Annotated in this window: 19 protein-coding genes; 10 read left to right on the top strand and 9 right to left on the bottom strand. The window is 68.6% G+C overall.

Going from position 1 to position 24,843, the window contains the following annotated elements; translation table 11 throughout:
• The first annotated feature begins 346 nt into the window (after window positions 1-346).
• Together ACFWMR_RS18005 and ACFWMR_RS18000 are read left to right on the top strand one after the other, a co-directional pair.
• Entirely contained in the window at window positions 347-2,749 is a 2,403-nt protein-coding gene (locus tag ACFWMR_RS18005) for a ricin-type beta-trefoil lectin domain protein (RefSeq protein WP_378379157.1), read from the top strand.
• A gap of 29 nt (window positions 2,750-2,778) precedes the next feature.
• Window positions 2,779-3,048, top strand: coding sequence for a hypothetical protein (locus tag ACFWMR_RS18000; protein WP_378379156.1), 270 nt, complete (start codon window positions 2,779-2,781; stop codon window positions 3,046-3,048).
• Window positions 3,049-3,222: 174 nt separating this feature from the next.
• On the opposite strand, the gene ACFWMR_RS17995 is transcribed toward ACFWMR_RS18000, so the two are convergent.
• The gene (locus tag ACFWMR_RS17995; protein WP_378379155.1) at window positions 3,223-4,335 is read right to left on the bottom strand and encodes a hypothetical protein; all 1,113 of its coding nucleotides are present in this window, start codon (window positions 4,333-4,335) and stop codon (window positions 3,223-3,225) included.
• Window positions 4,336-4,495: 160 nt separating this feature from the next.
• Entirely contained in the window at window positions 4,496-5,362 is an 867-nt protein-coding gene (locus ACFWMR_RS17990; protein WP_378379153.1) for an AraC family transcriptional regulator, read from the bottom strand.
• A gap of 92 nt (window positions 5,363-5,454) precedes the next feature.
• On the opposite strand from ACFWMR_RS17990, the gene ACFWMR_RS17985 reads away from it, so the two are divergent.
• Complete coding sequence (locus ACFWMR_RS17985) at window positions 5,455-8,769, top strand: DUF5107 domain-containing protein (protein WP_378379152.1); 3,315 nt, start codon at window positions 5,455-5,457, stop codon at window positions 8,767-8,769.
• A 35-nt stretch (window positions 8,770-8,804) separates the two neighbouring features.
• Here ACFWMR_RS17985 and ACFWMR_RS17980 read toward each other — a convergent pair whose 3' ends face one another.
• Complete coding sequence (locus ACFWMR_RS17980) at window positions 8,805-10,487, bottom strand: beta-N-acetylhexosaminidase (protein WP_378379151.1); 1,683 nt, start codon at window positions 10,485-10,487, stop codon at window positions 8,805-8,807.
• Between the two features lie 128 nt (window positions 10,488-10,615).
• Between ACFWMR_RS17980 and ACFWMR_RS17975 the strand changes: the two genes are divergently transcribed.
• From ACFWMR_RS17975 to ACFWMR_RS17955, 5 genes are read left to right on the top strand one after another with little or no spacing between them, the layout of a single operon-like run.
• A complete protein-coding gene (locus ACFWMR_RS17975) occupies window positions 10,616-11,923 on the top strand; it encodes a glycoside hydrolase family 36 protein (protein ID WP_378379150.1) in 1,308 nt (435 codons plus the stop codon).
• 22 nt (window positions 11,924-11,945) lie between these two features.
• A complete protein-coding gene (locus ACFWMR_RS17970; RefSeq protein WP_378379149.1) occupies window positions 11,946-12,896 on the top strand; it encodes a carbohydrate ABC transporter permease in 951 nt (316 codons plus the stop codon).
• A 12-nt stretch (window positions 12,897-12,908) separates the two neighbouring features.
• Complete coding sequence (locus ACFWMR_RS17965; RefSeq protein WP_378379148.1) at window positions 12,909-13,745, top strand: carbohydrate ABC transporter permease; 837 nt, start codon at window positions 12,909-12,911, stop codon at window positions 13,743-13,745.
• Window positions 13,746-13,762: 17 nt separating this feature from the next.
• Window positions 13,763-15,097: an ABC transporter substrate-binding protein gene (locus tag ACFWMR_RS17960; protein WP_378379147.1), complete on the top strand. Its 1,335-nt coding sequence runs from the start codon at window positions 13,763-13,765 to the stop codon at window positions 15,095-15,097.
• Window positions 15,098-15,108: 11 nt separating this feature from the next.
• Window positions 15,109-16,884 carry a bifunctional metallophosphatase/5'-nucleotidase gene (locus ACFWMR_RS17955; RefSeq protein ID WP_378379146.1) on the top strand — a complete coding sequence of 592 codons (1,776 nt, stop codon included), beginning with the start codon at window positions 15,109-15,111 and terminating at the stop codon, window positions 16,882-16,884.
• A gap of 1 nt (window position 16,885) precedes the next feature.
• On the opposite strand, the gene ACFWMR_RS17950 is transcribed toward ACFWMR_RS17955, so the two are convergent.
• Window positions 16,886-17,797 carry a phytanoyl-CoA dioxygenase family protein gene (locus ACFWMR_RS17950; RefSeq protein WP_378379145.1) on the bottom strand — a complete coding sequence of 304 codons (912 nt, stop codon included), beginning with the start codon at window positions 17,795-17,797 and terminating at the stop codon, window positions 16,886-16,888.
• Between the two features lie 84 nt (window positions 17,798-17,881).
• Here ACFWMR_RS17950 and ACFWMR_RS17945 point away from each other — a divergent pair, with 84 nt between their 5' ends.
• Window positions 17,882-18,742 carry a helix-turn-helix domain-containing protein gene (locus ACFWMR_RS17945; RefSeq protein WP_378379144.1) on the top strand — a complete coding sequence of 287 codons (861 nt, stop codon included), beginning with the start codon at window positions 17,882-17,884 and terminating at the stop codon, window positions 18,740-18,742.
• A 16-nt stretch (window positions 18,743-18,758) separates the two neighbouring features.
• Here ACFWMR_RS17945 and ACFWMR_RS17940 read toward each other — a convergent pair whose 3' ends face one another.
• The 4 genes from ACFWMR_RS17940 to ACFWMR_RS17925 all read right to left on the bottom strand — a co-directional run bounded on the left by ACFWMR_RS17940 (window position 18,759) and on the right by ACFWMR_RS17925 (window position 22,992).
• Entirely contained in the window at window positions 18,759-19,505 is a 747-nt protein-coding gene (locus ACFWMR_RS17940) for an SDR family NAD(P)-dependent oxidoreductase (protein ID WP_378379142.1), read from the bottom strand.
• Entirely contained in the window at window positions 19,493-20,641 is a 1,149-nt protein-coding gene (locus ACFWMR_RS17935; RefSeq protein WP_378379141.1) for an ROK family transcriptional regulator, read from the bottom strand. The genes ACFWMR_RS17940 and ACFWMR_RS17935 overlap by 13 nt, the downstream gene beginning before the upstream one ends.
• 2 nt (window positions 20,642-20,643) lie before the next feature.
• On the bottom strand, window positions 20,644-21,954 hold the full coding sequence (locus tag ACFWMR_RS17930; RefSeq protein WP_378379140.1) for an MFS transporter: 1,311 nt from the start codon (window positions 21,952-21,954) through the stop codon (window positions 20,644-20,646).
• A gap of 174 nt (window positions 21,955-22,128) precedes the next feature.
• Window positions 22,129-22,992, bottom strand: a complete 864-nt coding sequence (locus tag ACFWMR_RS17925) for a LysR family transcriptional regulator (RefSeq protein ID WP_378379139.1) — start codon at window positions 22,990-22,992, stop codon at window positions 22,129-22,131.
• A 70-nt stretch (window positions 22,993-23,062) separates the two neighbouring features.
• Here ACFWMR_RS17925 and ACFWMR_RS17920 point away from each other — a divergent pair, with 70 nt between their 5' ends.
• Window positions 23,063-23,791: an SDR family NAD(P)-dependent oxidoreductase gene (locus ACFWMR_RS17920; RefSeq protein ID WP_378379138.1), complete on the top strand. Its 729-nt coding sequence runs from the start codon at window positions 23,063-23,065 to the stop codon at window positions 23,789-23,791.
• Window positions 23,792-24,028: 237 nt separating this feature from the next.
• On the opposite strand, the gene ACFWMR_RS17915 is transcribed toward ACFWMR_RS17920, so the two are convergent.
• Window positions 24,029-24,478, bottom strand: a complete 450-nt coding sequence (locus tag ACFWMR_RS17915; RefSeq protein WP_378379137.1) for a DUF6294 family protein — start codon at window positions 24,476-24,478, stop codon at window positions 24,029-24,031.
• Between the last annotated feature and the right edge of the window lie 365 nt (window positions 24,479-24,843).

Here is a 24,843-nt window from a genome sequence, read left to right as displayed (position 1 = left end):
GCATAGCTTTCCACATTCGCGGATCCCCCACATTCATAATTCCGACCACAGGCGTTCATCCGCCGAAAATCTGGCGACCACACCAGAGAACCAACACTAAGTCGGCATCAAAATTCAGGTAAGGGGCCATTCGCAGCAATCTTCAATCTGTCGGCGGACCGAAACCGGGCAACTGATTCGTTACCCAAAAGAGGCGATTTCGATATCGTCGCACCGCACACTTCCGAAGGGCAAATACCTTGCCGCATCAGCACATTCATCAAACCTGCGCATTCGCGAAACAGCGACCCGGCGACTTCCTGCAGCCTCAGCGCTGTGGATTTCGTTGTTTTCTCTGGGGGTAATCATGGATCGCTTTCTGAAACGACGTCGGTCACGGTCCGGCGCGCTGATCGCCTTGTCCTGCCTGGCCTTGGCCGTCGGCATGATCGACGCGACGCCCGCGGCGGGGATCGCCGGCGGGACACCGGCATCGGACGGCGCCTACCGGTTCGCGGTCAAGATCGAGGTCGGTGGCGATCGGGCCTGCAGCGGGGCCTTGGTCGCACCCCAGTGGGTGGCGACAGCGGCCCGCTGCTTCACCGGCGGCGAGGCAGGGCAACAGGTGAACCCAGGCGCGCCCGCTCTTCCCACCACGGCGAAGATCGGGCGGCCGAATCAGGCGCAGACCACCGGTGCGGTGCTGCCGATCGTGGAACTGGTCCCGCGTACCGATCGCAACCTGGTGCTGGCGAAGCTGGCCACCACGGTCACCGACATCCCGCCGATCCCGATCGCAGGAACCGCACCGGCACAGGGCGAGGCACTACGGGTGGCGGGCTTCGGCCGGACCACCACCCAGTGGGTGCCCGATCAGCTGCACACCGCGGCCTTCTCCCTCACCACCGTCAAGAACCCCGGCCTCGACCTGGCAGCAGCCGCGACGAACACCGGCCTCTGCCCTGGTGACGCCGGGGGTCCGGCCTTCCGCGAGTCCCCGGGCCGGACCGAGCTGCTGGCGATCGCCGACACCGGCTTCCCGCGTGGATGCCTCGGGTCGGCCGAAACCCGCTCCGGGGCGACGGCGACCAGGGTGGACGACATCGCGGACTGGATCCGGCAGCAGACCGCGCCCAGGGTCGTCGAGATCGCCAACCTGTTCACCAAACGGTGCATCTCGGTGTACGGGGTCAACAACGTCAACAATTTGCCCGCCCAGCAATACGACTGCTACCGGACCATCACCGACCGGGTGTGGGAGCTCGAGCCGGTTCCCGGGGGCACGCAGATCCGCAACCGGTTCACCCGTCGTTGCCTGGCCGTCTACGGAGCGGACAACGTCAACAACCGGCAGGTCGAGCAATACGACTGCGACCACCACGCCACCGACCGCGTGTGGCTGCTCGAGCCGGTCGCCGGCGGGCTGCAGATCCGGAACCTGTTCACCCGCCGCTGCCTGGCCGTCGACGGCAGGGACAACGTCAACAACAAACCGGTCGTCCAGTACGACTGCGTGGCCAGTGTGACCGACCGGGTCTGGCAGCTGGGGCCGGTCCCCACCAGCCTGCAAGTCCGCACCGGGACCACCGGCGCCTGTCTGTCCGCACCGGGCACGAACAACACCAACGGGGCACCCGCCGGCGTGATCGGCTGCGACCCCACCAAACCGGACCGGGTCTGGGAGGCCGAACCGGTCACCAACGGGGTTCTGGTGCGCAACCGTCACACCCGCCGCTGCCTCGGCGTTCCGGACAACAGCGCCCATGCCGGGCAGGTTTACCAGTACGACTGCGATCCGGTAAAAACCCAGCAGGTGTGGGAAATCGAACCGGTACTGAACGGCGCGCTGTTGCGCAACAACAAGTCCCGTCGCTGCCTCGGCCTGCCGACCGGTGGCAGCAGCCCGGACGGACTCGCCAGGGAGTACAACTGCGCACCAGTCGCCGAACAGACCATCGCGCTGGACCCCACCCGCATCCCGGATCTCGAGATCGACTGCAAGTACGACGCTCCCGTGTTCGTCACGCGCCCGGACGGCCAGCTGCGCCTGTACAAACACACCAGCCCGCGCTACGGCGACTACACCTGGGCCAACGGTCTCGGCGAAGCCATCGGTGAAGGCTGGCTGGGTGGCCGTACGGTCGCCGGGCCGGACGGCGTCGTCTATCAGGCAACCGGAACCGGAGAACTGCGCCGCTTCCGCTGGAACGGCACCGGCTGGGACTCCGCGCCCGGCGGAGGACAGTACTCGGTCCTCGAACCCACCGGCTGGGACCGGTACACCACACCCCAGTTCCGTAACCGGATCACCGTGGACACCAAGGGACACATCTACACGATCGAACCGGACGGCAAACTCCACTGGCGCAACCACAACCCCGCAACCGGCACCTGGGAACACCGGATCCTCAAAGACAACTGGAGCCACTACGACCTGATCGTCGCCGCAGGCGAGGGCGTCATTTACGGCCGTACACCCACCGGCGAACTGCTCCGCCACGTCTACGATGCCACCACCCAGAAATGGAGCCAAGACGGCAAATTCGTCGGCGGCGGCTGGCAGATGTTCAACGCCGTGTTCTCCGCGGGCGCCGACACCCTCTACGGCGCACGTGCCGAGAACGGCGGGGAACTCCTCTGGTACCGCTATCAGCCCAACAACGACACCTGGGCACCAGGAGGTGCCAACGGTCTCGGCCGGCAGATCGGCAATGGCTGGTACGGCGAGTACAACCTGACCGCCGCCACGGACAGCTGCAGACACGTATAGCCGTATCCGGCGCATTCGTTTCGCGACCGGTGGCCGAATTCTCGGCCACCGGTCGCTTCATGCACTGCGCCGCATCCGACCATCCGGCGAACGACTCAAGCGACGACGCCGAGTCCGGTTACCCCCGGCTGGTGATGGACGCGTTCCAGCCCGTCCCCGACCTGCCGCACACCCCGCGGATCACGGTGGACCGCCTGGTCGTCGCACGGGAGACCTGGCGGCCGCGGGCGGATGAGCTCGCCTTCGCCCAGTCGAAGACCGAGTCCGGACGGTCCTGGCGAAGGCCATCCGTCGTCTGACCAGAAAGGACCCGGACGCGCCCCTGGTCCTCACCGAAATGCTGCCCACCCCCGAACAGACCTGGCTGACGGACGGCCACGGCGACACCTACACTGCCGAACTCCGCCTCGTTGCAGTGGATCAGCTGGCCTGACCCGCTCACCGAAGCCGGGACGTGAAACCGGAAGAGCCCTTCAACCGTCTCGACTCAGCACGTCGGCGGCTTCCTCCAAGACGGCGACGATCTCCTCGATGCTCAGCCGCACCACGCCTTCGCGGTCGCCGACCTGCTCGATCCGTGAACGCAGCCGGTACCGGAGTGTGCCGTCGGAGTGCAACTCCGCGTCCAGGTCGTCGGTGGTCGGACCCCAGTAGGCGAAGTCCGGTGACCGCCCGGCCCGATAGCGGGCGGCGTCCAACCGCAGCGAGTGGACGAACTGCGGCACGTACGCCATGTTGTCGAACGGAGTCGCGATCGCACCGTCCAGCCACAACGTGCAGACACGCAACCGATCGCCGCCAGGGTCGGCCGGTCCGATCTCCAATGCGATACGTGACCGGTCGCCGACCAGGATTTCCGTCACGCACCAACGGGAAACGTCGAAGTCGAAGTCGAGGGCCGCGGCAACCGCGTCCAGGGTCGCCGCGGTCGCGACCTCGTCAAGGGCGATCGGCTCAGGCAACCCGCCGAACCCCAGCTGTTCCAGGGTGGCGCGCAGATTCGGATAGTCGGGCACTCGATCGGGATAGGTCGTGTACACGCCGACATTGCGCAGGGACGGCACATGCGGTCTCTCCGGACCGGCCAGCCGGACGCCGGCCAGGAACACCCTCGCGACCCGGTGATGAGGCGCGACATAGTCGGCAGGCCCCAGCTCCACCGCGAAACTCGCCCGGTCGCCGTAGACCCCCGCGGACCGCGTGCCGAACGCACCGAGCACCTCATCGGCAACGGCACGCCAAGCAGCCGGATCGGCGCCGGCGACCTGCGCGGACCTGCCGTCGGCCGTGAGGTCGGGTGGTTGTCCGGCCAGTCCGAGCAGACTTTCGCCGCTGCGGTGACGCACCAGCGGATCCGGGTCCGACATTCCCCGGTGTAACGCGGCCAGCGAACGCGGGGTGATCGGCAACTCCCGCAGCGCTTCGGCCGCCGCCACCCGAGCGTCCCGCTCGCCGAGGCTCTCCAGTACCGCGGCCACTTCGGACACGTACTCGTCGTCGCCGGTCGCCTCCCACAGCGCTCGCGCGGTCCGTACCCGGGCCGTGGAGGTGGCCCTATCCAGGCGGAATTCGCTTGTGTCGTCCACTCGGGTGAGGTTAACCGTGATGATCGGCGCGTGGGAGCGGACGTCCGTGTAGCAGCACCGAAGACCGCAGCGGTTCACGACGCACAAGGATGACGTTCAGCCAGCCGGTGTACGTTCGACGGAATCCGCGAACGAGCTACTGCGTCGAAACCCGCGACGGCTAGTTCTTCCCGAGTCGGTACTCGCTGGGGCTGCAACCGTGTTCTCTCCGGAAAGTGCGCGAGAAGTAGAACGCGTCGTTGTAGCCGATGGTCCTGGCGATCTCGGAGATGTCGCGGGACGTGGTGGCCAGCAGCTCGCGCGCTCGGGCCATCCTCAGGCGCTTGGCGTATTCGACCACGCCGCAGCCCGCCGCCATCCGGAACAGGGCCGCGAAGTGCGAGGGAGACAGGCCCGCCGTGCGCGCCAGCTCTTTGACGACCACCGGCTTCGCGAAGTTGTGCCGCAGATACTCCAGCGCCTGACGAACCGGCTCGGTGGGCTGGTGGGCTTCGGTCAGCGCGTCCGCGGCCAGCTGCGCCAGCAGGGTCCATCCCGCGCCGGAAGCCGAGATGAGGTGAGGGAAGGTCTCGTCCCGTTCGAGGAAGGCGATGGCGTCGTCGATCGCCGAGACGGCCCGGTAAGCGTCGCGCACTTCGATGACGGCTTCTCCCCCGTCTGGAGAGACGACCGAGAGCAGCTCCGAGACCTGCGAGCCCGCGGCGTGCAGCCACCAGATCGTCCAGGGGTCGCGCGAATCCGCCCAGTAGAAATGCGGGCGGGATGGGGGCAGGACCAGAGCGTTTCCCGGCCTGATGACGCTCACGTTGCCGTCGACCTCGCAGTGCCCGACCCCGTCGGTGCAGACGATCACGATGGCTTCCGGTGTGCTGCGCGGGCGATGCATGCCGTGGTTGGCCGCGCTCGGGAAGTACCCGGCGTCGGTGACGAGCAGGCCCGAGGTCGGAGCTCTGCGCAGGGCCGACGCCACCAGCGGCCGCGGCAGCACACGCAACCGCTGACCTGGGAAGCCATCGGGCAGCAGCATCCCCACACCGTACAGCCGGCCGTCGAATCGTCCAGGTGACTCGGTCGATTCGGCCATCCCGCCGAACGGGTGCCCGGGCATAGCGTTGCCGCATGTCACAGGGTGAATCGACGCTGATCCTGCCGACCCGCCCCGCCGAGTATGCCGAGACCGGGGTCGCGGCGTGGCGGGAGGGGGTGATGATCGACAGCTACCTTCCCGAGGCGCCCGACCGATATCCCGCCTACCTGGACCGGCGCGTCTACCAGGGCTCCTCCGGGCGGGTGTACCCACTGCCGTTCCATGACCGGATCAGCCGGGTGAAGGCTCCGGTGGAGTGGGACGCGGTGCACCTGGAGAACCGCTGGCTCCGGCTGATGGTGCTGCCCGAGCTCGGAGGCCGCATCCACGTCGCTTTCGACCGCACCCGGAACTACGACTTCTTCTACCGCAACCCGGTGATCAAGCCCGCTCTCGTCGGCCTGACCGGCCCGTGGATCTCCGGCGGAGTCGAGTTCAACTGGCCGCAGCACCATCGTCCCGCCACGTTCCTGCCGTCCGACGTCGAGATCGAGCACGAGCCCGATGGCGCCGTGACCGTGTGGTGCTCCGACCACGACCCCTTCGACCGGATGAAGGGGATGCACGGCGTCCGGATGCGGCCCGGCAGCGCCGTCCTGGAGTTGCGGGTCCGGCTGTACAACCGCTGCGAGCGGACGCGGACGTTCCTGTGGTGGACCAACATCGCCGCGCGAGCGGATGAGAACTACCAGTCGTTCTTCCCCCGGGACGTGCGAGTGGTCGCCGATCACGCCAAGCGGGCGACGACCGGCTTCCCCGCCGCGGATCGGGCCTACTACGGGGTCGACTACCCGGCCCGGCACGACGAGATCGACACGGTCGCCGGTGACCTGCCGGTCCGCGGCGACCGCCTCGACTGGTACCGCAACATCCCGGTGCCGACCTCGTACATGTGCGTGGGCAGCAAGGAAACGTTCTTCGGCGGCTATGACCATGCCGCGCGGGCCGGGTTCGTGCACGTCGCCGATCGGCAGATCGCCGTCGGGAAGAAGCAGTGGACCTGGGGCGCTTCGGAGTTCGGTGACGCGTGGGGCCGCAATCTGACCGACGACGGTTCGGCCTATGTCGAGTTGATGGCCGGCGTCTTCACCGACAACCAGCCGGACTTCTCCTTCATCGCCCCCGGGGAGACGAAGGTGTTTTCCCAGTTCTGGTATCCGATTCAGGAGATCGGTCCGGTACAGGCGGCGACCGTGGACGCCGCGGTGCGGGTGGACCTCCGGGAAACGAGCGCGCGGGTCGGAGTCGCGGTGACGGCCGACCGCCCCGGCTGCCGTTTGTCGCTCGTCGATGGCGCCGGGACCCAGATCGCCGAGGTGCGCGCCGACATCGCACCGGGCAGGCCCTTCCAGGAGAGCATCCCGCTTACTCAGCCCGCTGATCGACTCTTGCTGCGCGTCCGCCACGGTGACGAACTGCTGGTGGAGTGGGATTCCCTGGTCGCCGGCGCGGACGATCAAGTCACCCCGGCACGCGAGCCCGCCGCGCCCGAGGACGTGCCGACCGTGGAAGAGCTGGCCGTGATCGGCGCGCACCTCGATCAGTACCGGCACGCGACGCGCTCGCCGGAGCTGTACTGGCGTGAGGCGTTGCGCCGCGATTCCTCGCATGTCGCGGCCAATGTCGGACTCGCCGGGCGCGCGTATCAGCGTGGTGACTTCGCGGAAGCCGAGAGGCTACTGCGGGTGGCCGTTTCCCGGCTGACGACGTTGAACCCCAACCCTGTCGACACGACAGCGCTGTACTGCCTCGGTCTCGTGCTGGAGCGACTCGGCCGGGCCGACGAGGCGTACGACGCCTACGGGGCCGGCTCCTGGGCGCGTGCGTGGCGGGCACCGGCGGGCTATCGCATGGCGCGCATCGACGCCGCACACGGGCGGAACAAGGAAGCGCTGGCCAGGCTTCAGGATGTGCTGCGCACCGAGCCGGAGCACCTGCAAGCCCGTGCGCTCCGGGTGATCGTGTTGCGCCGTAACGGAAAGGACGAGCAAGCGGCAGAACTCGCCGAAGCCACCCATGCGCTTGATCCCCTGGACTGGTGGACACGCGATCTGCTCGGCCTTCCTCTCACCACGGACGCGCAGACCTGCCTTGACATCGCGCTGGAGTACATCGGCGTCGGTGAGCACGATGCGGCGCTGCGGGTGCTCGACGTCGCCCGCGAGCGGGAAGGGGGTCGCGCGATCGGACAGACAGCGGCCGGACCGTTGCTGGAGTACTACCGAGCCGAAGTGCTGCGCGAGCTCGGCAGAGACCACGAGGCGCGCGAAGCCCTTGTGAGGGCGCAAACTCTCGACGCGACGTGGTGCTTTCCTTCACGGTTGGACGACGCGTTGATGGTGGAGCGTGCGGCGAACTCCGACGACACGGACGCGCGAGCCCGCGCGCTGCTCGGACACTGGCTCTACGCCAACGGACGCCCTGATGACGCGTGCGCGGCCTGGAATGCCGCGGCGGCGATCGACCCGGACGATCCCGTGGTGTGGCGGAATCTGGGACTCGCGGCCTTCAACCATCTCGGTGACGCCGACCAGGCATGCGCGGCCTACGACACCGCGCTCGCCGTCGCGGGGGAAGACGCCAGGTTGATCTTCGAGCGTGACCAGCTCAGCGCGAGGCTCGGCGTGCCGCCCGGGCAACGACTGGCCTGGCTCCTGCGGAACCGCGCCCTTGTCGAGACTCGGGACGACGCCACCATCGAGCTCGCGCACCTGCTGATCACCGCCGACCGGCTCGACGAGGCCCGCGAACTGCTGCTCGGCCGCACCTTCCAACCGTGGGAGGGCGGCGAGGGCGATGTGCTGCGCGTGTGGGACCGGCTGTGCCTCTCGCAATCCACAGTGGACGACGCGCTCGCGCCACCGGAATCCCTCAGCGAAGCAAGGCATCCGCTCGCGAACACCGCGCGGCTGCACCTGACGCGGGGTGATCTGCTGGGCGATCGGGCGGCGTGGGAGCTGGCCGCCGCACAGCAGGGCGACTTCCTGGGGATGAGTACCCAGCCCTACTCCGAGGCGACCTACTCTTCGATTCTCGCGCTGCGCAGGCTTGGCCGCACCGAGGAAGCCGACCGGCTCACCGAGGCATTGCGGGCCTTCTGCGACACGTTGGAGGCGAGCCCGGCGGCCGTGGACTACTTCGCGACTTCGCTGCCGTCGATGTTGCTGTTCACCGAGGACCCGGCCGCCGCGCAGCTGCGCCGAGTCCACTTTTTGCGGGCACAGCTCGACATTCTCGATGGGCAGCACGCACGCGCGGGTGACCGGCTGGCCGCGCTGCTGGCCGAGGACCCGCATCACGTCGACGCGCTGGACCTCGCCCGAGCGATCCGGACTCCGACGCGGTGACGGCGTCTGTGCACCGTCACCGCGTGCGGGATTCCTTACACGTCGGGAATGTCCGCCACGGTTCCGGTCGCGGCCGCTTCGGCGTAGTTCGCGAGGCGCTCGGCCATCGGGACCCCGGCGCGATGGGCTCGCGTGCCGGTGCCGCCGCGCTGCCATGGCGCCGGGCCGGTCAGCGGGCGGAACTCGACTCCGGCCGCCGCCAGCCGGTCGAGGTGGCGGGGCAGCCTCCGGTGGAGATCCTGCGCGCGGGACGCCCAAGCGATCTCCGCGAAGGCACAGGTTCGCGGGTACAGGAGGTAGTCGACCAGTCGTGGATCCTCGACGAACTCGGTCCACATCTGACACTGGATCCCTTGTACACGAGCACTTTCGTCCTCGGACCAGTCCGGCGGGATCGGTTCCCACGAGATGACGTCGCCGAGGGTGACCGGGCCGCCGATCGCGAGCGGCTCGTCGGGGTGGGCCTCCTGGAAGTAGTCGAAGTAGGTCGGCATGACCGGGGAGAGCACGACGTCGTGACCAGCCGCCGCGGCCCGGCGGGCGACCTCCGCGCCACGCCACGCCATGACCAGCGTGGTGGTCGATTCCGCGTCGGCGGCGGTTCCTTGCGCGGCGAAGCTGTCGTCCCACGTGATCGGTGTTTTGCCGTGCTCGGCCAGCATCTGCCGCACTTCGGCCATCAGGGCGGCGAAGATCTCGGCGCTCCCGGAAAGCTTCCGCTCGTCGGCGAACGCACGCACCACCGGGTCGTCGTCCCACGCCCGCAGGACGGACTCGTCGCCACCCACGTGCACGTAAGGAGAAGGGAACAGCGGGAGCAGCTCGTCGAACAGGAGGCGCAGGAACTCCAGGGACCGTTCCGACGGAGCCAGGAGCGCGTCGTGCACACCCCAGTTCGTGTGCACCGCACGATCCGGCACGGCCGGGGACCCGAACTCCGGGTAGGCGGCCAGCAAAGCGCCGGTGTGGCCGGGAACGCCGATCTCCGGGACGACCGTGATCGCGCGATCAGCCGCGTAGGCGACGATCTCGGCGAGGTCGTCGCGGGTGTAGTAGCCGCCGTGCGGTGTGCCGTCGTGGACGACCTCGTCGGAGTAGTGGCTGACCTGGCTCGTCGCGCGCCAGCTGCCGACTTCGTGCAGGCGCGGGAAACGAAGGCTCTCCACCCGCCAGCCCTGGTCGTCACTGAGGTGCAGGTGCAAGGTGTTCAGCTTGTGCCCGCTCATCAGGTCGAGGTGGCGCAGCACCTCCCGCTTGGGCAGGAAGTGCCGGGCGACGTCGAGGAGCATTCCGCGCCAGCGGAATCGTGGGCTGTCCTCGACGCGGACGACCGGCGCGACCCACACGATGTCCGACGGCGCGACTTGCCGGTGTGCGGCGTCGGGAAGGACCTGGCGCAGGGTCTGCACGGCATACACGACACCGGAACGGTCCGCCGCGGTGATGGTCACGCCGGCCTCGGTCACGTCGAGCACGTAACCCTCGGGAGGGGTCGCGCCCGCGCGGAGCACCACCTGCAGAACCGCGCGTTCGGTGACGACCTTGCCGGCCATGGGCAGCAGCGCGAGCGCCCGCAGGACCGCCGCCCGTTCCTCCACCGGCACGTCCAGGCGCACCGGGAGTTCGGCCGGAAGCCGGAGCACCCCCGCACCGAGCAGCACCGAGTGCGGCTGGGGAACGAGGTGCGCCGCCCGCTCTCGCGCGTCGTCGTGGCTCATTGTCACTGCCTCCTTGTCTGCGTGCAAATGTTTTTTTCTGCTCATTCAACATCTAGAGTAAGCACATAGTGCACATTTCAGGCACAGTATGCGCATAAACAAACGAAAACCATCACGAAGGGACGACGATGTACCTTCCGATCGCCGAGGTCGCCTGCGTGCCCGCCCGGGCACGCGTCTTCGAGCAGGGCTGGCAGTCCTGGAGTCCCACCGGCACCTACCCGGGCGACACGACCTCGCCCCGGCCGTCCTCGGCGCAGATCGCGGCGAGCTGCTTCCGCTTCGACCGGCCGATGCCGGAGTCCGGCTTCCAGGGCGAGGGGCTCATCGTGATCGACCCGGGTGACGGCGGCCCGGTGCGGTCGTGGTCCGCGGTGGATCACTCCGCCGAAGTCCCGTCCATCCGGGTTCAGGCGCTCGGGGACCGGCTCGTCGTCTCCAGCCTGGGCGCTGTCCGGGAGACCCAGCACGCCGACCTCCCGCGCGCGCTCGTCGCCTGGGCCGAAGAGGTGGCGGCCGCCGGTGGTGTGAAGGCGGTCCGTCCGCTCGGCCCGGGGTGGAGCAGCTGGTACGGGCACTGGAACAAGGTCACCGAGCAGGACATCGCCGACACCCTGGCGCACGCCGAACGACTGGAGCTGCCGCTGGAGATCATCCAGCTCGACGACGGCTACCAGAGCGCCATCGGGGACTGGCTCGACATCCGTCCGGGCTTCGGATCCCTTGAGGGAGTGACGAAACGTGTCGCCGACACCGGGCGGCGCGCGGGAATCTGGCTGACGCCGTTCTTCGTAGCCGCCGACAGCCGGGTGGCGACAGAGCATCCGGACTGGCTGGTGCGGGACACCCCCGCGATGCGCGAGTGGGACCGGGACATCGCGGTGCTCGACGTGACACACCCCGGCGCGGCCGAGCATCTCGGAGGCGTGTTCAGATCCCTTGTGGCGACTGGGTTTTCCTTCTTCAAGATCGACTACATCTACGCCGGAGCACACCCCGGCGCGCGGCACGCCGACGTGTCGGGGCACGACGCCTACGTGGCGGGGATGCGGATCATCCGCGAGGCGGTCGGGCCGGACTCGACCGTTCTCGGTTGCGGGGCACCGCTGCTGCCCAGTGTGGGACTCGTCGACGCCATGCGGGTCAGCCCGGACACCGCGGTCGCCGTCGAACCCGAGTCCGGGGACGTCAGCCAGCCCTCGCAGCTCGGCGCGCGGCTGGCCGGGGCCGCGCGGGAGTTCATGCACGGCCGGTTGTGGGTCAACGATCCCGACTGCCTGCTGGTCTCCCCGCGCGTGGAAGACCGCGCCGGCTGGGCGGATCACGTGGCCTCCAGCGGTGGGTGGAGGTGTTCGAGCGATCGCCTCGCCGACCTCGACGAATGGGGAGCCACTCGCACCCGCGAGCTGCTCACGCCGTCAACCGGTCCCGCCTGATCTCTCCGGAAGGGAGTCCGCCATGGCTCAGATCCTCACGGTGCCGACCTCGCCGCCACCGGTCCCGACCCGGCAGGCGCCACCACGGGGACGTCGGCGGCGGGTCCGGGAAACCCTGACGGCATACGCCTTCGTGGCCCCGAGCCTGTTCGGCGTCGTCGCGTTCCTGTTGCTGCCGGTACTGATCGTCGCCGGGCTGAGCCTGTTCGACTGGAAACTGCTGGCCACACCGGAGTTCGTCGGGCTGGCCAACTACGAGCGGCTCTTCGCCGACGGCGGGATCGGCCACTCGCTGCTGGTGACCATCGCCTACGTCGTCCTGACCATCCCGGTGCAGACGGTGCTGGCGCTGTTGCTCGCGCTGCTGCTCAACCAGCGGGTGCGCGGCGTGAAGATCTTTCGCGCGATGTTCGTCCTGCCCTGGATGGCGACGCCGGTGGTGATGGGCCTGGTGTGGGGTTGGATCTTCGACCCGGCCAACGGCGCGGTCAACACCTTCCTGGGAATCTTCGGGATCGACGGGCCGAGCTGGCTGTCCTCGGCGAGCCTCGCGCTGCCCTCGGTGGCGGCGACGCAGGTGTGGCAGTTCGCGGGCTACAACATGCTGTTCTTCCTCGCCGGGCTGCAGTCCATCCCGAAGGATTACTACCAGGCGGCCTCGCTGGACGGGGCGTCGACGGTCCGGCAGTTCTTCTCGATCACGCTGCCGCTGTTGCGCCCGACGCTGTTCTTCGTCCTCGTCACCAACGTGATCGGCTCGTTCCAGGTCTTCGACACCGTTTTCGTGATGACCAACGGCGGACCCGCCAACAGCACCGAGGTCATCAACTACACGATCTACCAGACCGCTTTCCGGCAGTTCGATTTCGGCTACGCCTCCGCCATCGCGATGGTGCTGTTCCTGATCATCCTCGCGGTCACCATGGCGCAGGTCCGGTACTTCAACCGCACCACGACCTACGACCTGACCTGAGAGGGGCCGACCGTGTCCACCACCACCCGGCGAAGGCGGCCCTCCCGCCGCGCCACCCTCTACGCGACGCTGATCCTCGGGGCGGTCATGTCGGTCTTCCCGTACTGGCTGATCGTCTCGACCGCGTTGAAACCGCGCGATGAGCTCTTCCAGGCGGCACCGTGGGCGCCGCCGTCCTCACCGACGCTGGAGAACCTCGGCGCGCTCCTGAGCTCGGACTTCGCGCAGTCCATCCTCAACACCTTCATCTTCGTCACCGTCCTCACCGCCGGGCAGCTGATCTTCACCACGCTGGCGGCGTATGCGTTCGCGCGTTTGGAATTCCGGGGCCGCAACTCGCTGTTCTGGCTGTACCTGGCCACCCTGATGGTGCCGAACGTGGTGACCCTGATCCCGCTGTTCCTGATCATGCGTGAACTGGACCTGGTGAACAGCTGGTACGGGCTCGTCGCGCCGTACGTCTTCGGCACGCCGTACGGGATTTTCCTGATGCGCCAGTTCTTCCGCAGCATCCCGCGCGAGATCGAGGAAGCCGCGCGAGTGGACGGCGCGGGGCACCTGACCATCCTGTGGCGGATCATCCTGCCGATGAGCAGGCCGATCCTGGCCACGCTGGCGATCGTCACGGTGATCTCGTCCTGGAACAACTTCCTGTGGCCGCTGATCATCACCAGCAGCGAGGACACCCGCGTGGTCACCGTCGCGATCGCCGCCCTGCGCTCGGAGATCGGCATCGACTACACCCGGATGATGGCGGGCAGCCTGCTCACGTTGCTGCCGATGCTGCTCGTCTTCGTCTTCTTCCAGCGCTACATCGTCCGGTCGGTCGCCCTGACCGGACTCAAGTGACACAAAGGAGTGTCCCCATGAAACTCTCGGCTTTCCGGCGGAAGACGCTCAGCGCGCTGACCGTCGGCGCGCTGGTCGGGCTGGTCGCCGCGTGCGGCGGCAGCGGCGACGGCAAGACGACACTGACCTACCGGATCTGGGACGAGCAGCAGCAGAAGGGCTACGAGAAGGTCTTCGCGGCGTTCAAGGAAAAACACCCCGACATCGACGTCAAGATCGAGCTTCAGCCGTACGACCAATACTGGACCAAGCTCGTCACCGAGATGGTCTCCGGTACCGCGCCCGACGTGTTCTGGATGACGCCCGCGAACTTCCCCGAACTGGCGACGCAGGGCGCGTTGATGGACGTCTCCGACGCCGTCGAGCAGTCCGGCCTGGCCAAGGACAAGTACCACCCCAATGTCGTAGATTCCTTTACCTACAAGGGAAAGATGTACGCCGTTCCCAAGGACTGGGGCGTACCGGGGATGCTCTACAACAAGCAGGTCTTCGCCGAAGCCGGCGTCGAGATGCCCACCGAGCCGCTGACCTGGGCGCCCGACGGGTCCGGGACGTTCCTGCCGCTGATGCGGAAGCTCACCGTCGACGTGAACGGCAAGCACCCCGATGAACCCGGCTTCGATCCGGCCAAGGTCAAGCGGTGGGGCTTCGCCTCCTGGAACCACTCGGGCACCCAGTGGCTGAACTGGATCCCGAGCAACGGCGGCACGACGATCACCAAGCCCTACGGCGCGTTCAACTTCAACGAGCCCGCTTCGGTCGAGGCACTGCAGTGGGGCGTCGACCTGATCAAGAAGTGGCACGTGTCCCCGCCCGCCGACCAGACCAACCCGCCCGCCGGCCGCGCGACCGAGATGTTCCAGCGTGGCGAGGTCGCGGTCTTCCCGGCCAACAACGCGCTACTCCCCTTCGTCGCCCCCGGCTCGGCCTTCCCGATCGGCACCGCGTCGCTTCCCGCGGGCAAGGCGGGTCGCGTCGTGATCATCAACGGTCTCGGCGAGGCGGTCTACTCCCGCAGCGACCATCCCGAGCAGGCCAAGCAGCTCGTGTCGTTCCTGGCCACCCCGCAGGCGCAGACGATCATGGCCGAGGGCGGCTATGTCTTCCCTGCCATCAACGACCTCGCCCCGCGCTACGTCGAGCATTGGAAGGCCAAGGGCATCGACACCCAGCCGTTCCTGGACGAGGCGCGCGGCAAGACGGTGAACTTCCCGATCGTGTCCGGCTTCGCCGCGGCGGAACCCAAAATCAACCAGATCTTCAACGACATGTACCTCGGATCGGTCAAGGTCCCCGACGCCGCCGGGGAGGCTGTCAAACAAGGCAACGCCCTGCTCAAACCCGAGAAGTGAGGAGGTCACCCATGTCCGCATCACCCAAGAGACGGCGCGCGGCGGCGATCGCCACCGCCGCTTTGCTGGCCGTCTCACCGGCACCGGCCGCGACGGCCGAGCCCGCGCCCGGGGTGCCCGTGCAGCTGCTGTCGATCACCGACCTGCACGGCTACTTCGGCGAATACACCACGACCGTGCCCGGCTCGCGGGCCGGTGAACCAGCGCAAACCGTCGGCGGCGGGGCGTATCTCGCCTCGCACCTCGACCGGCTGCGCGCACCGAAGAACTCCGTACTGTTCTCCGCGGGCGACGACTTCTCCGGCTGGCCGTCGGAGACCGCGTGGTTCTGGAACGAGCCGACGATCGAGTACATGAACATGATCGGCGTCGAGTTCTCCACCGTGGGCAACCACGAGATCGACCGGAAACCGGCCTATCTCGAGCACATGATGAAGGGCACCTGCCAAGGCCGCCCCGACCGTGACCTCTGCTTCACCGACTCGACCGGGAAACGCTTCCAGGGCGCGGACTTCGACTACTACTCCGCGAACGTGGTGCACGAAGCCACCGGCAGGCCGCTGGTCAAGCCGTACCACGTGCGGCAGGTCGACGACGGTCGCGGCGGCACGCTCCCGGTGGGATTCATCCACGCCACGACCACCCACACGCCGGAAGAGCAGCTCTCCTACTGGCCGAGCGAACTGAAATTCCTGCCCGAGGCGGAGACGATCAACCGCTATGCCGAGGAGCTGCGCGGCCGGGGCGTTCAGGCCATCGTCGCCGTTGTGCACGAAGGGTTCTCGCAAGCGAACGGGGCCGGGTACAACGACTGCACCGCACCGTTCGGCCCGCTCGCCGACATGAACAAGCAGATCAGCCCGGCGGTGGACGCCATCGTCGGCGGGCACTGGCACGCGCTGGTGAACTGCATGCTGCCCGACCCGGCCGGTGTTCCCCGCCCGGTGGTGGACGCGGCGAACCACGGCAGGCTGATCAACGAGATCAACCTGGAGCTGGACCCGGCGACCGGCGATGTCCGCCGGGACCGGACGAAGTCGGTCAGCCATGCCAACACCCGTGACGTCGCACCGGATCCCGAGGTGCGGCGGATGGCGAAGTACTGGAAGGACCGGCTTCCCGCGCGGGGTGACCAGCGGGTCGCCAAGGTCATTGGCGATCTCACCCGCGCCTCCGGCACCGACGAGGAGTCCACGCTCGGCAACGTCACCGCCGACGCGTTCCTCTGGGCGGCCAACAAGGACGGACGGGCCGATCTCGCGGTCGCGATGCCGGGAATCTTGTTGCGCGACATATCTTTCGCCCCCAATCCGGCCAATCCCGCGGACGCACCGGGACGGGTGCTCTTCTCCGAGCTGGTCTTCGGCACGGTCTACGAGAACGGCATCGGCCCGGCCGTCGTCCGCGGGACGGTGACCGGCGAGAAACTCGACGAGTTGATCGAGAGTCAATGGCAGCGGGGGGCCGATGGTGCCGTGACGTATCGGCACATGGCCGTTTCCGGCAACGTGTCCTACACCTACGACCCCGACGCTCCACTCGGGCAGCACGTCGACATCAAGAAGATCCGGATCGACGGGAAGCCGGTGAAGGCCGGCCGCGAGTACCGGATCGCGACGCTGGCCAACAACTTCTTCGCCCGCAACGCCACACCCGGGTTCACGGCGCTTTTCGATGCCAGGAAACAGGATCGGAGCATCTACTCCGGTGCGGACGCGCTCTGGAAGTACCTGGAGGCGAAGTCGCCGGTCCGGCCGCCGAAACTCGACCGGGTCCGGCCCCGCTAGCTCACCTGAACCGGGACGGAGGGGTCGGCACGTGTTCGCTCATCGAGTCGAACTTGCGGACATAGGTCAGCCCCTCCGGGATCTCGACGCTGGTCGTCGAGGTCCAGCCCCGGGTCAGGGTGGGCCAGTCGGGCACGTCGGGGTGGAAGTGCGGCCGGAACGGCTCGTAGCCGTCGATGAAGGCGGCCGGTTCCGACCTCGCCTGCCACCGGATGTCCGCCGACAACCGCAGCCGGTCGCTGAGGTTGGGGCGGGCCCCGTGCACGGTGAGGCTGCTGAACATGAGCACGTCCCCTTGGCCGAAGTGGGTGCTGCGCCAGTCGTCCAGGCCGCTGCCCTCCACCTCCGCGGTGACCCCGCCGGGGCCTTCGGCCCGGGACACCCCGAGCACGCCGAGCTTGTGCGACCCGGCGAGGACCTCCAGCCCGCCGGCGTCGGCGGGACAGTCGGCGAGCGGGATCCACATGGTCAGGGTGTCGACCGCGCCCTGGATGAGGCGGTAGTCCTGGTGAGCGGGCGTGGGGGTGGCCCTCGGCGTCGGCGCCGTGATGCGGGCGATGTGCATCGGGTGGCAGAAGACCTCCTCGCCGAGCAGCCGCTGTGCCAGGCCGCGCAGTTCCTCCCGTTCGCTGAGTTCGTGGAAGGACTGCGTCGCCTGCACGGCGGAGTACATGCCGAAAAAGGTGGACTTGCCCTCCTCGACCGCCCGGTCCGACGCCCGCAGCTCGTGCGGCTCGGTGCCGGAGGCCAGCCACCTGCTGTCGTGCAGCACGGCCGCGAGGTCGGCGCGAACACCGGTGACGTAGTCGCTGGGCAGCAGACCGGGGAAGTAGAGGTAACCGTCCTCGGACATGCGCTCCCGCAGCGCCGCGACGTCGTCGACGATGTCGCTGGAATCGATCAACTGCTTCATGTTCTGCCTCCGCTGTGGGGGTCCCGACGGATTCGACTGTAGGAAGGACGGGTCATCGCGGACATGGCTGAACCTGCCGGGGAGATGACAGATCCTGCTGCGACGCCCTCGCCTCCGGCCGGGTTGCTCGTCGTCGGCGAGAGCACCTTCACCAAGCGCTTCGAGGCGATCCGGCCGACCGGCTCGCCGAGCTGGCTGCTCATGTGGACGACGCGGGGGCGCGGCGCCGTGCAGCACGGGGACACAGCCCTGACCACCGGCGCGGGGCAGCTCGTGCTGATCGAACCCGGCGTACGGCACACCTACGGAGTCGCGCCCGGCGCCGGGGAATGGTCGCTGCAGTGGGCACATTTCCGGGCACCACAGGGAAACTGGCTCGGGGCGAGTCGTCATCTGACGCCGACGGCGAGTGGCGCCGCGGAGGCGATCGACGCCGCTTTCGACCGGCTCTACCGTTACGCCCGGCTCACCGGTGATCACATCCCGCCGTCGCCGGTCCGGCTCCCGGCTTTCGCCACCCGCCCCGAACAGCAGGCCCTCGCCCTGTGCGCGCTCGAAGAAATCGTGCGCCTGGCCGACCTCGCCGGTGCTCCCGCCGCACATTCAGGCCCTGACCCGCGCATCGCCCGCGTGCGGCGGCTCATCGCCGAGACACCGGAGGCCCCGCACACCGTGAACTCGCTCGCCGCCCTCGCCGGGCTGTCACCATCGCGCTTCAGTCACCTCTACGCGAGGACCACCGGCCACAGTCCCATGCAGGCGGTGCGCGCCCACCGCCTGCACCGCGCGGCCCGGCTGCTGACCGGCACGGGAATGTCCGTCGCCGCTGTCGCCGTCACCGTCGGCTACGTCGACCAGTTCCACTTCAGCCGCGCGTTCCGCCGCGAGTTCGGCATGCCACCGAGCAGTTACCGGCACAACGGCGAGGTTCCCGGCTGGGACTGAGCCGAGAACGACCGGCTCACTCTCGCCTCCGCCGAGTAGGCGGTGCCGGCGGCTCGGGTAGCGCGGCGGTCATCGCGCCGTCCACGGTGACGGTCTCACCGGACACGAACCTGGCCCGATCGCCGAGGAGGAAGGCGATCACGCGCGCGACGTCCTCCGGCTCGGCGAGCTCGCCGAGTGGCTGCAGCCCGGTCAGCGCGTCGCGGGTGGCCGCGTCCTGCCAGCGATGCGCGTTACGCGGCACCTTGACGAACCCCGGCCGGACGACGTTGCACCGCAGCCCGCGCGGTCCGAGTTCCACGGCGGCGGCGCGGCCGAGCGCCTCCAGCGCGGCCTTGGCCATCGCGTACGGTGCCTGCCCGCCCCAGGCCAGGCCCGCGTGGATCGAACTGACCAGTACCGCGGCGCACGGCCGTCCCCCGGCACGGCCGATCAGCTGCTGCAACGGCTCCAGCGCGGACACCGCACCGACGTCCAGCACCCTGCGCAGCGCGTCCGTCGTCTGTTCGGTGAAGGGGGCGCGATGCTCGCTCAGCAGGCAGTGCACCAAGCCGGTCACGCTGCCGAGGGTGTCGAACGCGGCGCCGACCACGGCCGGATCGGTCGCGTCGCCCTGGATCCACGGCACATCGGCGTGTTCCGGTGGTGGTGGCGCGATGTCCACGGCCACCACCGGTCGCCCCTCCCCCAGCAGTTCGCTCACCACGGCCGAGCCGATACCGCCCGCGCCGCCGAGCACCACCACCCCGCTCACGCGATCCATTCGGCCGTCCCCTTGGTGAAGAAGGCGCGCACGACGAGTCCCGCCGCGGCCGTGACCAGGGGGTTGCCTCGGGACCGTGGCCGGACCAGCGTGTGCGGCGGAGTCGTCTCGACGCGATCGCGTACCGCTTCGAGCCATCGGTCCGAGGGCGCGCCGCTACCGCCGAGGATGATCATGTCCGGCCGCATCAGGTCGTACACCGTGTCGGCCACCAGAGCCACCTGGGCGCTGCGCGCCTCGAGAAGCCCGCTCGCGACCGTGTCCGTGTCCGTGTCCGCCAGGCGGATCAGGTCCGTCAGCGAGGTCGCCGCGACTCCTGCGGACCGAGCCGCGGCGAGCAACGCCACGTCCGTCCCGCGTTCGCCGAAGCGCCCGTGACCACCATCGGTGAGGCCGGGCACCAGGAGGCGGCCGAAGCCGCCTTGGATGATGCCGTTCGAGCTCGTACCCCCTCCTCGGCTGAGGAACCCTGTCTCGGCGACGTTGCCGACGAAAAGGTACGACACGTTGTGACGACCCAGTCCGGCGCCGAAGGTGAGCTCGGCGCCCAGCAGAGCGGACACGTTGCCGTCCACCACGACGTCGAGCCCGGTCCGCTCCCGCAACGGGCCGGACACCCGGACGTCGGTCCAGCCCAGCACGTCGTTGCGCACGACCCGACCGGTCTGACGGTCCACCTCACCGCCGGCGGTCACACCGATGCCCAGCACCGGGCCCGGCGCGGAACCCGCCATCTCCGCCGCCAGGTCCGCGGCGTGCCGCAGGGTGGCGACGCTGTCCGCCGGATCACGGTTCTCGGCGAGCGTCCGGACGCAGTGACCGGCCAGGTCGATCAGTCCGGCCGTGGTCCGTTCGAGACCGAGGTGCACGCCGACCGCGTACCGGCTGGACGAGTCCAGTTCCACCGGTACCCGGGGCCTGCCGACCCCGGTGGACTGCTCGGCGAGCTCACGAACGACGCCGGCGGCCAGCAAGGGCTCGATGATCCTGCTGACGCTGCCGTGATTGAGGGACAGCTCCTTCGCGATGTCACCGCGCGCCAGCGGGCCGCCCTGGGCGAGCAGCTGAAGCACGGCAGCCGTGTTGGCCTGCCGGGCCTGACGCGGCCGGGTCCCGCTGAGGCCTGGGTCGTTCATCTTCACACCGGCTTTCCGGACTCGACACCGTTGGTCTCTTCGAGCTCGACACCGGTGGTGGCCAGCCACGGCGACACCAGCACGATCACGGCGCTGACCAAGAACGCGCAGGCGTACCAAGCGACGATCGTGATTCCGTACTTCTGCGCCAGCATGGGCGCCAGGAACACGTTGAGCGCGATCGCGAGCCGGGTCACGCACTGCGCGATCCCGGATCCGAGGCCACGCAGCGAGGTGGGGAAGGCTTCGGTGCTCCACACCCAGGACAACACGCCAGGGCCGAGCCAGGTCAGCATGGCGTACACGACCCAGAACGCGACCAGGCCGACGCCTGCCCGCTCGCCGGTGAACGCGATGCCCACCCCGGCGGCGAACACGCCGAGGCACGTCCACACGCCCAGCCGTCGTCGGTCGACCCGGTCGATGATCGCGGCGCCCGCCACGACGGCGACCAAGCCCACCACGAAACCCAGCAGGGAGAAGTACAGGGTGTTGGAGACCCCGATGCCGGTACTGCTGATGATCAACGGTCCCGCGACCGTCGCCACCGCGCCACCGAAAGCCTGGATGGCGAAGAACGCCGTGACCGTCGCCAGCCGTCGCCACGCACCACCGGAAACCAGCATCCGGTAACTGCGCTTCTCCGAAACCTCGCGCTTCGGCGGGTCCAGCCCGAGTGCGTCGTAGATCCGCTGTGCTTCTTCCCCGCGGCCGCGCGCGCTCAGCCACCGGGGCGACTCCGGCAGGAACTGCCTCGCCACCAGCACCGCGGCCGCGGGCAACGCGGCCAGGCCGAACAGCCACCGCCAGGTCTCGTTTCCGAACAACGGCTGAAGCGCCAGCGCGAGCAGCACCGACGTGACCGCGCCGGACAGCCACATCATGTTGGGCAAACTGCCCGCGATCCGGCCTCGCCGGGTCTTGGGCGCGATCTCGGTGAGGAACGCGTGCGAGGTCGGGATGTCCATACCCACCGCGAGACCGAGCACGAATCTGGCCGCGACCAATTGCCACACGTCCTGGACGAACGCGGCGGCGAGGGACGCCACCACGAAGACCACCAGATTGATCATGAAGATCACCCGGCGGCCGAATCGGTCGGACAGGTCACCGAAGACCACCAGACCGAGCGCCGTACCCACGAAGGCCGTCGCGGTCACCAGGCCGACCTGGAACGCGGTGAGATGGAACGACGGCTTGAGGAACAAAACGGCGGCGCCGATGACGAGCAGGTCGTAGCCGTCGATGAACTCGCCGAACGCGACCAGCCTGCCGGTCCAGTTCCGTACGAACCTCGCCCGTCTCGGTGACATCGACGGAGGTCTCGCAATCCCCGACACCATCAGCTTTCCTCCCCACCGCGCTTTTTGTGCGACAAACACCAAACTACGGCTCACGCGGTGCTTCCCGCCTGGATCCGACACTGTCGGGGACGATCGGCCAACCGGAGCGGGACGATCAGGCAAGCGCCGCTGACCTGTCGATCCTTATTCCGGCACGTGTTCGGCGGCGATCCTGAGGAACCTGGCGATCGAGGGCGACCGGCTCCCCGAGCGCCAGAGCGCCAAGGTCCGATACGGCGTCGCATCGCCGACCGGCCGGTAGACGACGTCCGGGCGGACGTTCACGGCGGCCAGCGAGACGGGCACCAGTGCCACGGCCTGTCCTAGGGAGACGACCTCCAGCAGCTGGGCGGTGTCGCGGACGACCGGGCCGTCGGACCGGCGATCGGAATGGCCCAGCCAGTGGCCGCTGTCGACGACCCGCGAATCCGCCCAGCGCGGAGCGGGCTCGGTGATCAGATCGGCGACGTCGAGCACGTCGCGACCGGCGAGCTCGTGATCGACGGCGAGCGCGGCGACGCGCGGTTCGGTCGCCAGGAGTTCGGTTTCGAGGCCGTCACCGTCCACGCAGGCGGCGATCGCCAGATCTGCCCGTCCGTCGCGGACCAGCTGGGCCTGTTCACCGAACCCGCTCACCACCACGCGGATCTCCGTCTCGGCCGGATCCTCCCGGAAACGTTCGCGGACGCGGTGCAGCAGCCGGGTGGCCACTCCGGGCTTGGCGGTCACCACCAGCGCGTTCCCGGCCCGCCGCGTCCGGCGAACGGCGACGTCCAAGGCGGCGAGGACCTTGGCCGACTCGGCGAAAAGGGTCTCCCCGGCGGGGGTCAGCGCCAACCGCCGCCCGCCGCGGTCGAACAGTTCCGCGCCGATCCGGCGTTCGAGCCCGCGGATGGCCCGCGAAAGCGGAGGTTGCGCGATGCCGAGACGCCGGGCCGCGCGGGTGATGTTCAGGTCTTCGGCGACGGCGCGGAAATAGCGCAGCTCGCGGATCTCCGGATCCGGCATACCGCCAGGGTAGGGCGCGCACACCGGATCGGTGCTTCTGTTCGGGCACGAGGTCGGCTGGGGTGGGGGAATGCATCCCCACGAAGTCGCGCTCGTCACCGGCGGCGGCAAAGGCATCGGCCAGGAGATCGTCCGGCAGCTGGCCGCGCGCGGGCTCACCGTCTACGTCGGCGCGCGGGATCCGGGACAGAACGGCGCGGCCGGACCGGGCATCCGGACCGTCCCGCTCGACGTCACCGACGAAGCGTCCGTGGCGGCGGCGGTCGGGACGATCGAGGCCGAGACCGGCAGACTCGACGTCCTGGTCAACAACGCCGGCATCACCAGCGAATGGGGTCTCCGCACCACCGACTTCACGGCCGCACACCTGCGCGAAGTGTACGAGGTCAACGTTTTCGGTGTCGTCACGATGATCTCGGCCTGCCTGCCCTTGCTGCGCCACTCCCCCAACCCGCGTGTGGTCAACCTGTCGAGCGGCCTCGCGTCCCTCACCCTGCTGAGCGATCCGGAGATTCCGCTGCCCACCGAAGGATTCCTCGCCTACAGCTCGTCCAAAGCCGCGCTCAACGCCTTGACCCTGCTCTACGCCGAAACCCTCCGCGCCGACGGCGTCAAGGTCAACGCCGCCAGCCCCGGCATGGTGCCGACGGACCAGAACGCCGGGGCGCCGTTCCCCCGCGGGCACCGCACCGCGGCCGAGGGCGCGGCCGTTCCCGTCCTCCTCGCGACGATCCCCGTGGACGGCCCCTCCGGCGTCTTCCGCGGCCCGGATTCACTCGCTGAAGTCATCCCCTGGTGAGCGAGCACTGTCGGCACCAGGGTGAAACAACCGAAGGAAGCGATTGCCCGGCGCCCGATCCGGGTACCAGGAAGATCATGTGGATGGTGATGGTGATCCCGCTGCTGGTCATGTCGTTCGCGCTGCTGATGGAGCGTGTCGAAGCGAAAGTGCCCGAACGGGATCCGAGTCGCGCCCCCGAACCCATCTGACTCACCGGGCGTGCGGGGTCCGGCCCGACCGCGCACGCCCGGGTGGTCAGCAGTGGCTGGTCATCCGCATGCTGTTGACCCGGTCGAACAGCCGGGCGTCGAAGGACCCGGCGTCGAACCACCAGTGCCACTGGTTCTTGACCGTGCCCTTGACGAACTTCGGATCACCGCCGTGGTGGATGGGTCCCAGCACGACACCGGCGCTGTCCAGCAGGTTCACCCACATCAGCCAGGCATCGTTGCTGTCGCTGCTGACGATCTTCGCCTCGAACGAAGCACTGCCGTTCGGGAACAGCGTCCATTTCGCGCCGTCCATCGTGCAGTCCCCTGCTCTGATGGGGCCCCAGGTGAACCAGCACGAGCCGGACCCGGTGCACGTGGCCTGCGCGGTGGTGGACGACGCGGTCCCGGCCGACGCGGGTGCGGCGAAGACACTGCCGATCCCGAGTACGAGAATTGTCAAAATGGTCGCCATCCGGCGCGTTTTCGTCATCATGGTGTCTCTCTCCGGTGGTGGTCGAATTCCTGCCGATCGTGAAAGACCGGAAGTCGAAACTAACTTTCCGGAGGTCGCGGAACCGATCACTTAGGTGCGGTCGCGGGGGCCGCCGTTGGTGCGGACCACGCCGACTGGCAGGACAGCCGGGACGGCAAGATCCTGGAACCGTCCTCTCCGCTGGCCAAGTAGAGCGGACCGGTATTTATCTACCCACGCCCGACTGGGCGAGAGTGGCGGTTCCGCGGCTGCCAGGGCGCGACGATGTAGGAATTGGGACGTTGAACCTGCCAAATACATAAACCGCGCCCCGGGCGCCCCGGCTCGGGCCATGTTAAAGGTCGTGGCCGTCACCACCCGGGTCG

The organism is Amycolatopsis thailandensis (assembly GCF_042723255.1).
Lineage (GTDB): Bacteria > Actinomycetota > Actinomycetes > Mycobacteriales > Pseudonocardiaceae > Amycolatopsis > Amycolatopsis thailandensis.
The sequence above is the reverse complement of the archived record's forward strand: the minus strand, read 5'-3'. Positions and strand labels throughout refer to the sequence as shown.

Bases quoted from the DNA above. Each gene is read 5' to 3' on its own strand.
- ACFWMR_RS18005 (WP_378379157.1), top strand. From the start codon at position 347: ATGGATCGCTTTCTGAAACGACGTCGGTCACGGTCCGGCGCGCTGATC.
- ACFWMR_RS17990 (WP_378379153.1), bottom strand. From the start codon at position 5,362: ATGCTGCTGCCCGATGGCTTCCCAGGTCAGCGGTTGCGTGTGCTGCCG.
- ACFWMR_RS17985 (WP_378379152.1), top strand. From the start codon at position 5,455: ATGTCACAGGGTGAATCGACGCTGATCCTGCCGACCCGCCCCGCCGAG.
- ACFWMR_RS17980 (WP_378379151.1), bottom strand. From the start codon at position 10,487: ATGAGCCACGACGACGCGCGAGAGCGGGCGGCGCACCTCGTTCCCCAG.
- ACFWMR_RS17975 (WP_378379150.1), top strand. From the start codon at position 10,616: ATGTACCTTCCGATCGCCGAGGTCGCCTGCGTGCCCGCCCGGGCACGC.
- ACFWMR_RS17970 (WP_378379149.1), top strand. From the start codon at position 11,946: ATGGCTCAGATCCTCACGGTGCCGACCTCGCCGCCACCGGTCCCGACC.
- ACFWMR_RS17960 (WP_378379147.1), top strand. From the start codon at position 13,763: ATGAAACTCTCGGCTTTCCGGCGGAAGACGCTCAGCGCGCTGACCGTC.
- ACFWMR_RS17955 (WP_378379146.1), top strand. From the start codon at position 15,109: ATGTCCGCATCACCCAAGAGACGGCGCGCGGCGGCGATCGCCACCGCC.
- ACFWMR_RS17950 (WP_378379145.1), bottom strand. From the start codon at position 17,797: ATGAAGCAGTTGATCGATTCCAGCGACATCGTCGACGACGTCGCGGCG.
- ACFWMR_RS17945 (WP_378379144.1), top strand. From the start codon at position 17,882: ATGACAGATCCTGCTGCGACGCCCTCGCCTCCGGCCGGGTTGCTCGTC.
- ACFWMR_RS17940 (WP_378379142.1), bottom strand. From the start codon at position 19,505: ATGGATCGCGTGAGCGGGGTGGTGGTGCTCGGCGGCGCGGGCGGTATC.
- ACFWMR_RS17935 (WP_378379141.1), bottom strand. From the start codon at position 20,641: ATGAACGACCCAGGCCTCAGCGGGACCCGGCCGCGTCAGGCCCGGCAG.
- ACFWMR_RS17930 (WP_378379140.1), bottom strand. From the start codon at position 21,954: ATGTCACCGAGACGGGCGAGGTTCGTACGGAACTGGACCGGCAGGCTG.
- ACFWMR_RS17925 (WP_378379139.1), bottom strand. From the start codon at position 22,992: ATGCCGGATCCGGAGATCCGCGAGCTGCGCTATTTCCGCGCCGTCGCC.
- ACFWMR_RS17920 (WP_378379138.1), top strand. From the start codon at position 23,063: ATGCATCCCCACGAAGTCGCGCTCGTCACCGGCGGCGGCAAAGGCATC.
- ACFWMR_RS17915 (WP_378379137.1), bottom strand. From the start codon at position 24,478: ATGATGACGAAAACGCGCCGGATGGCGACCATTTTGACAATTCTCGTA.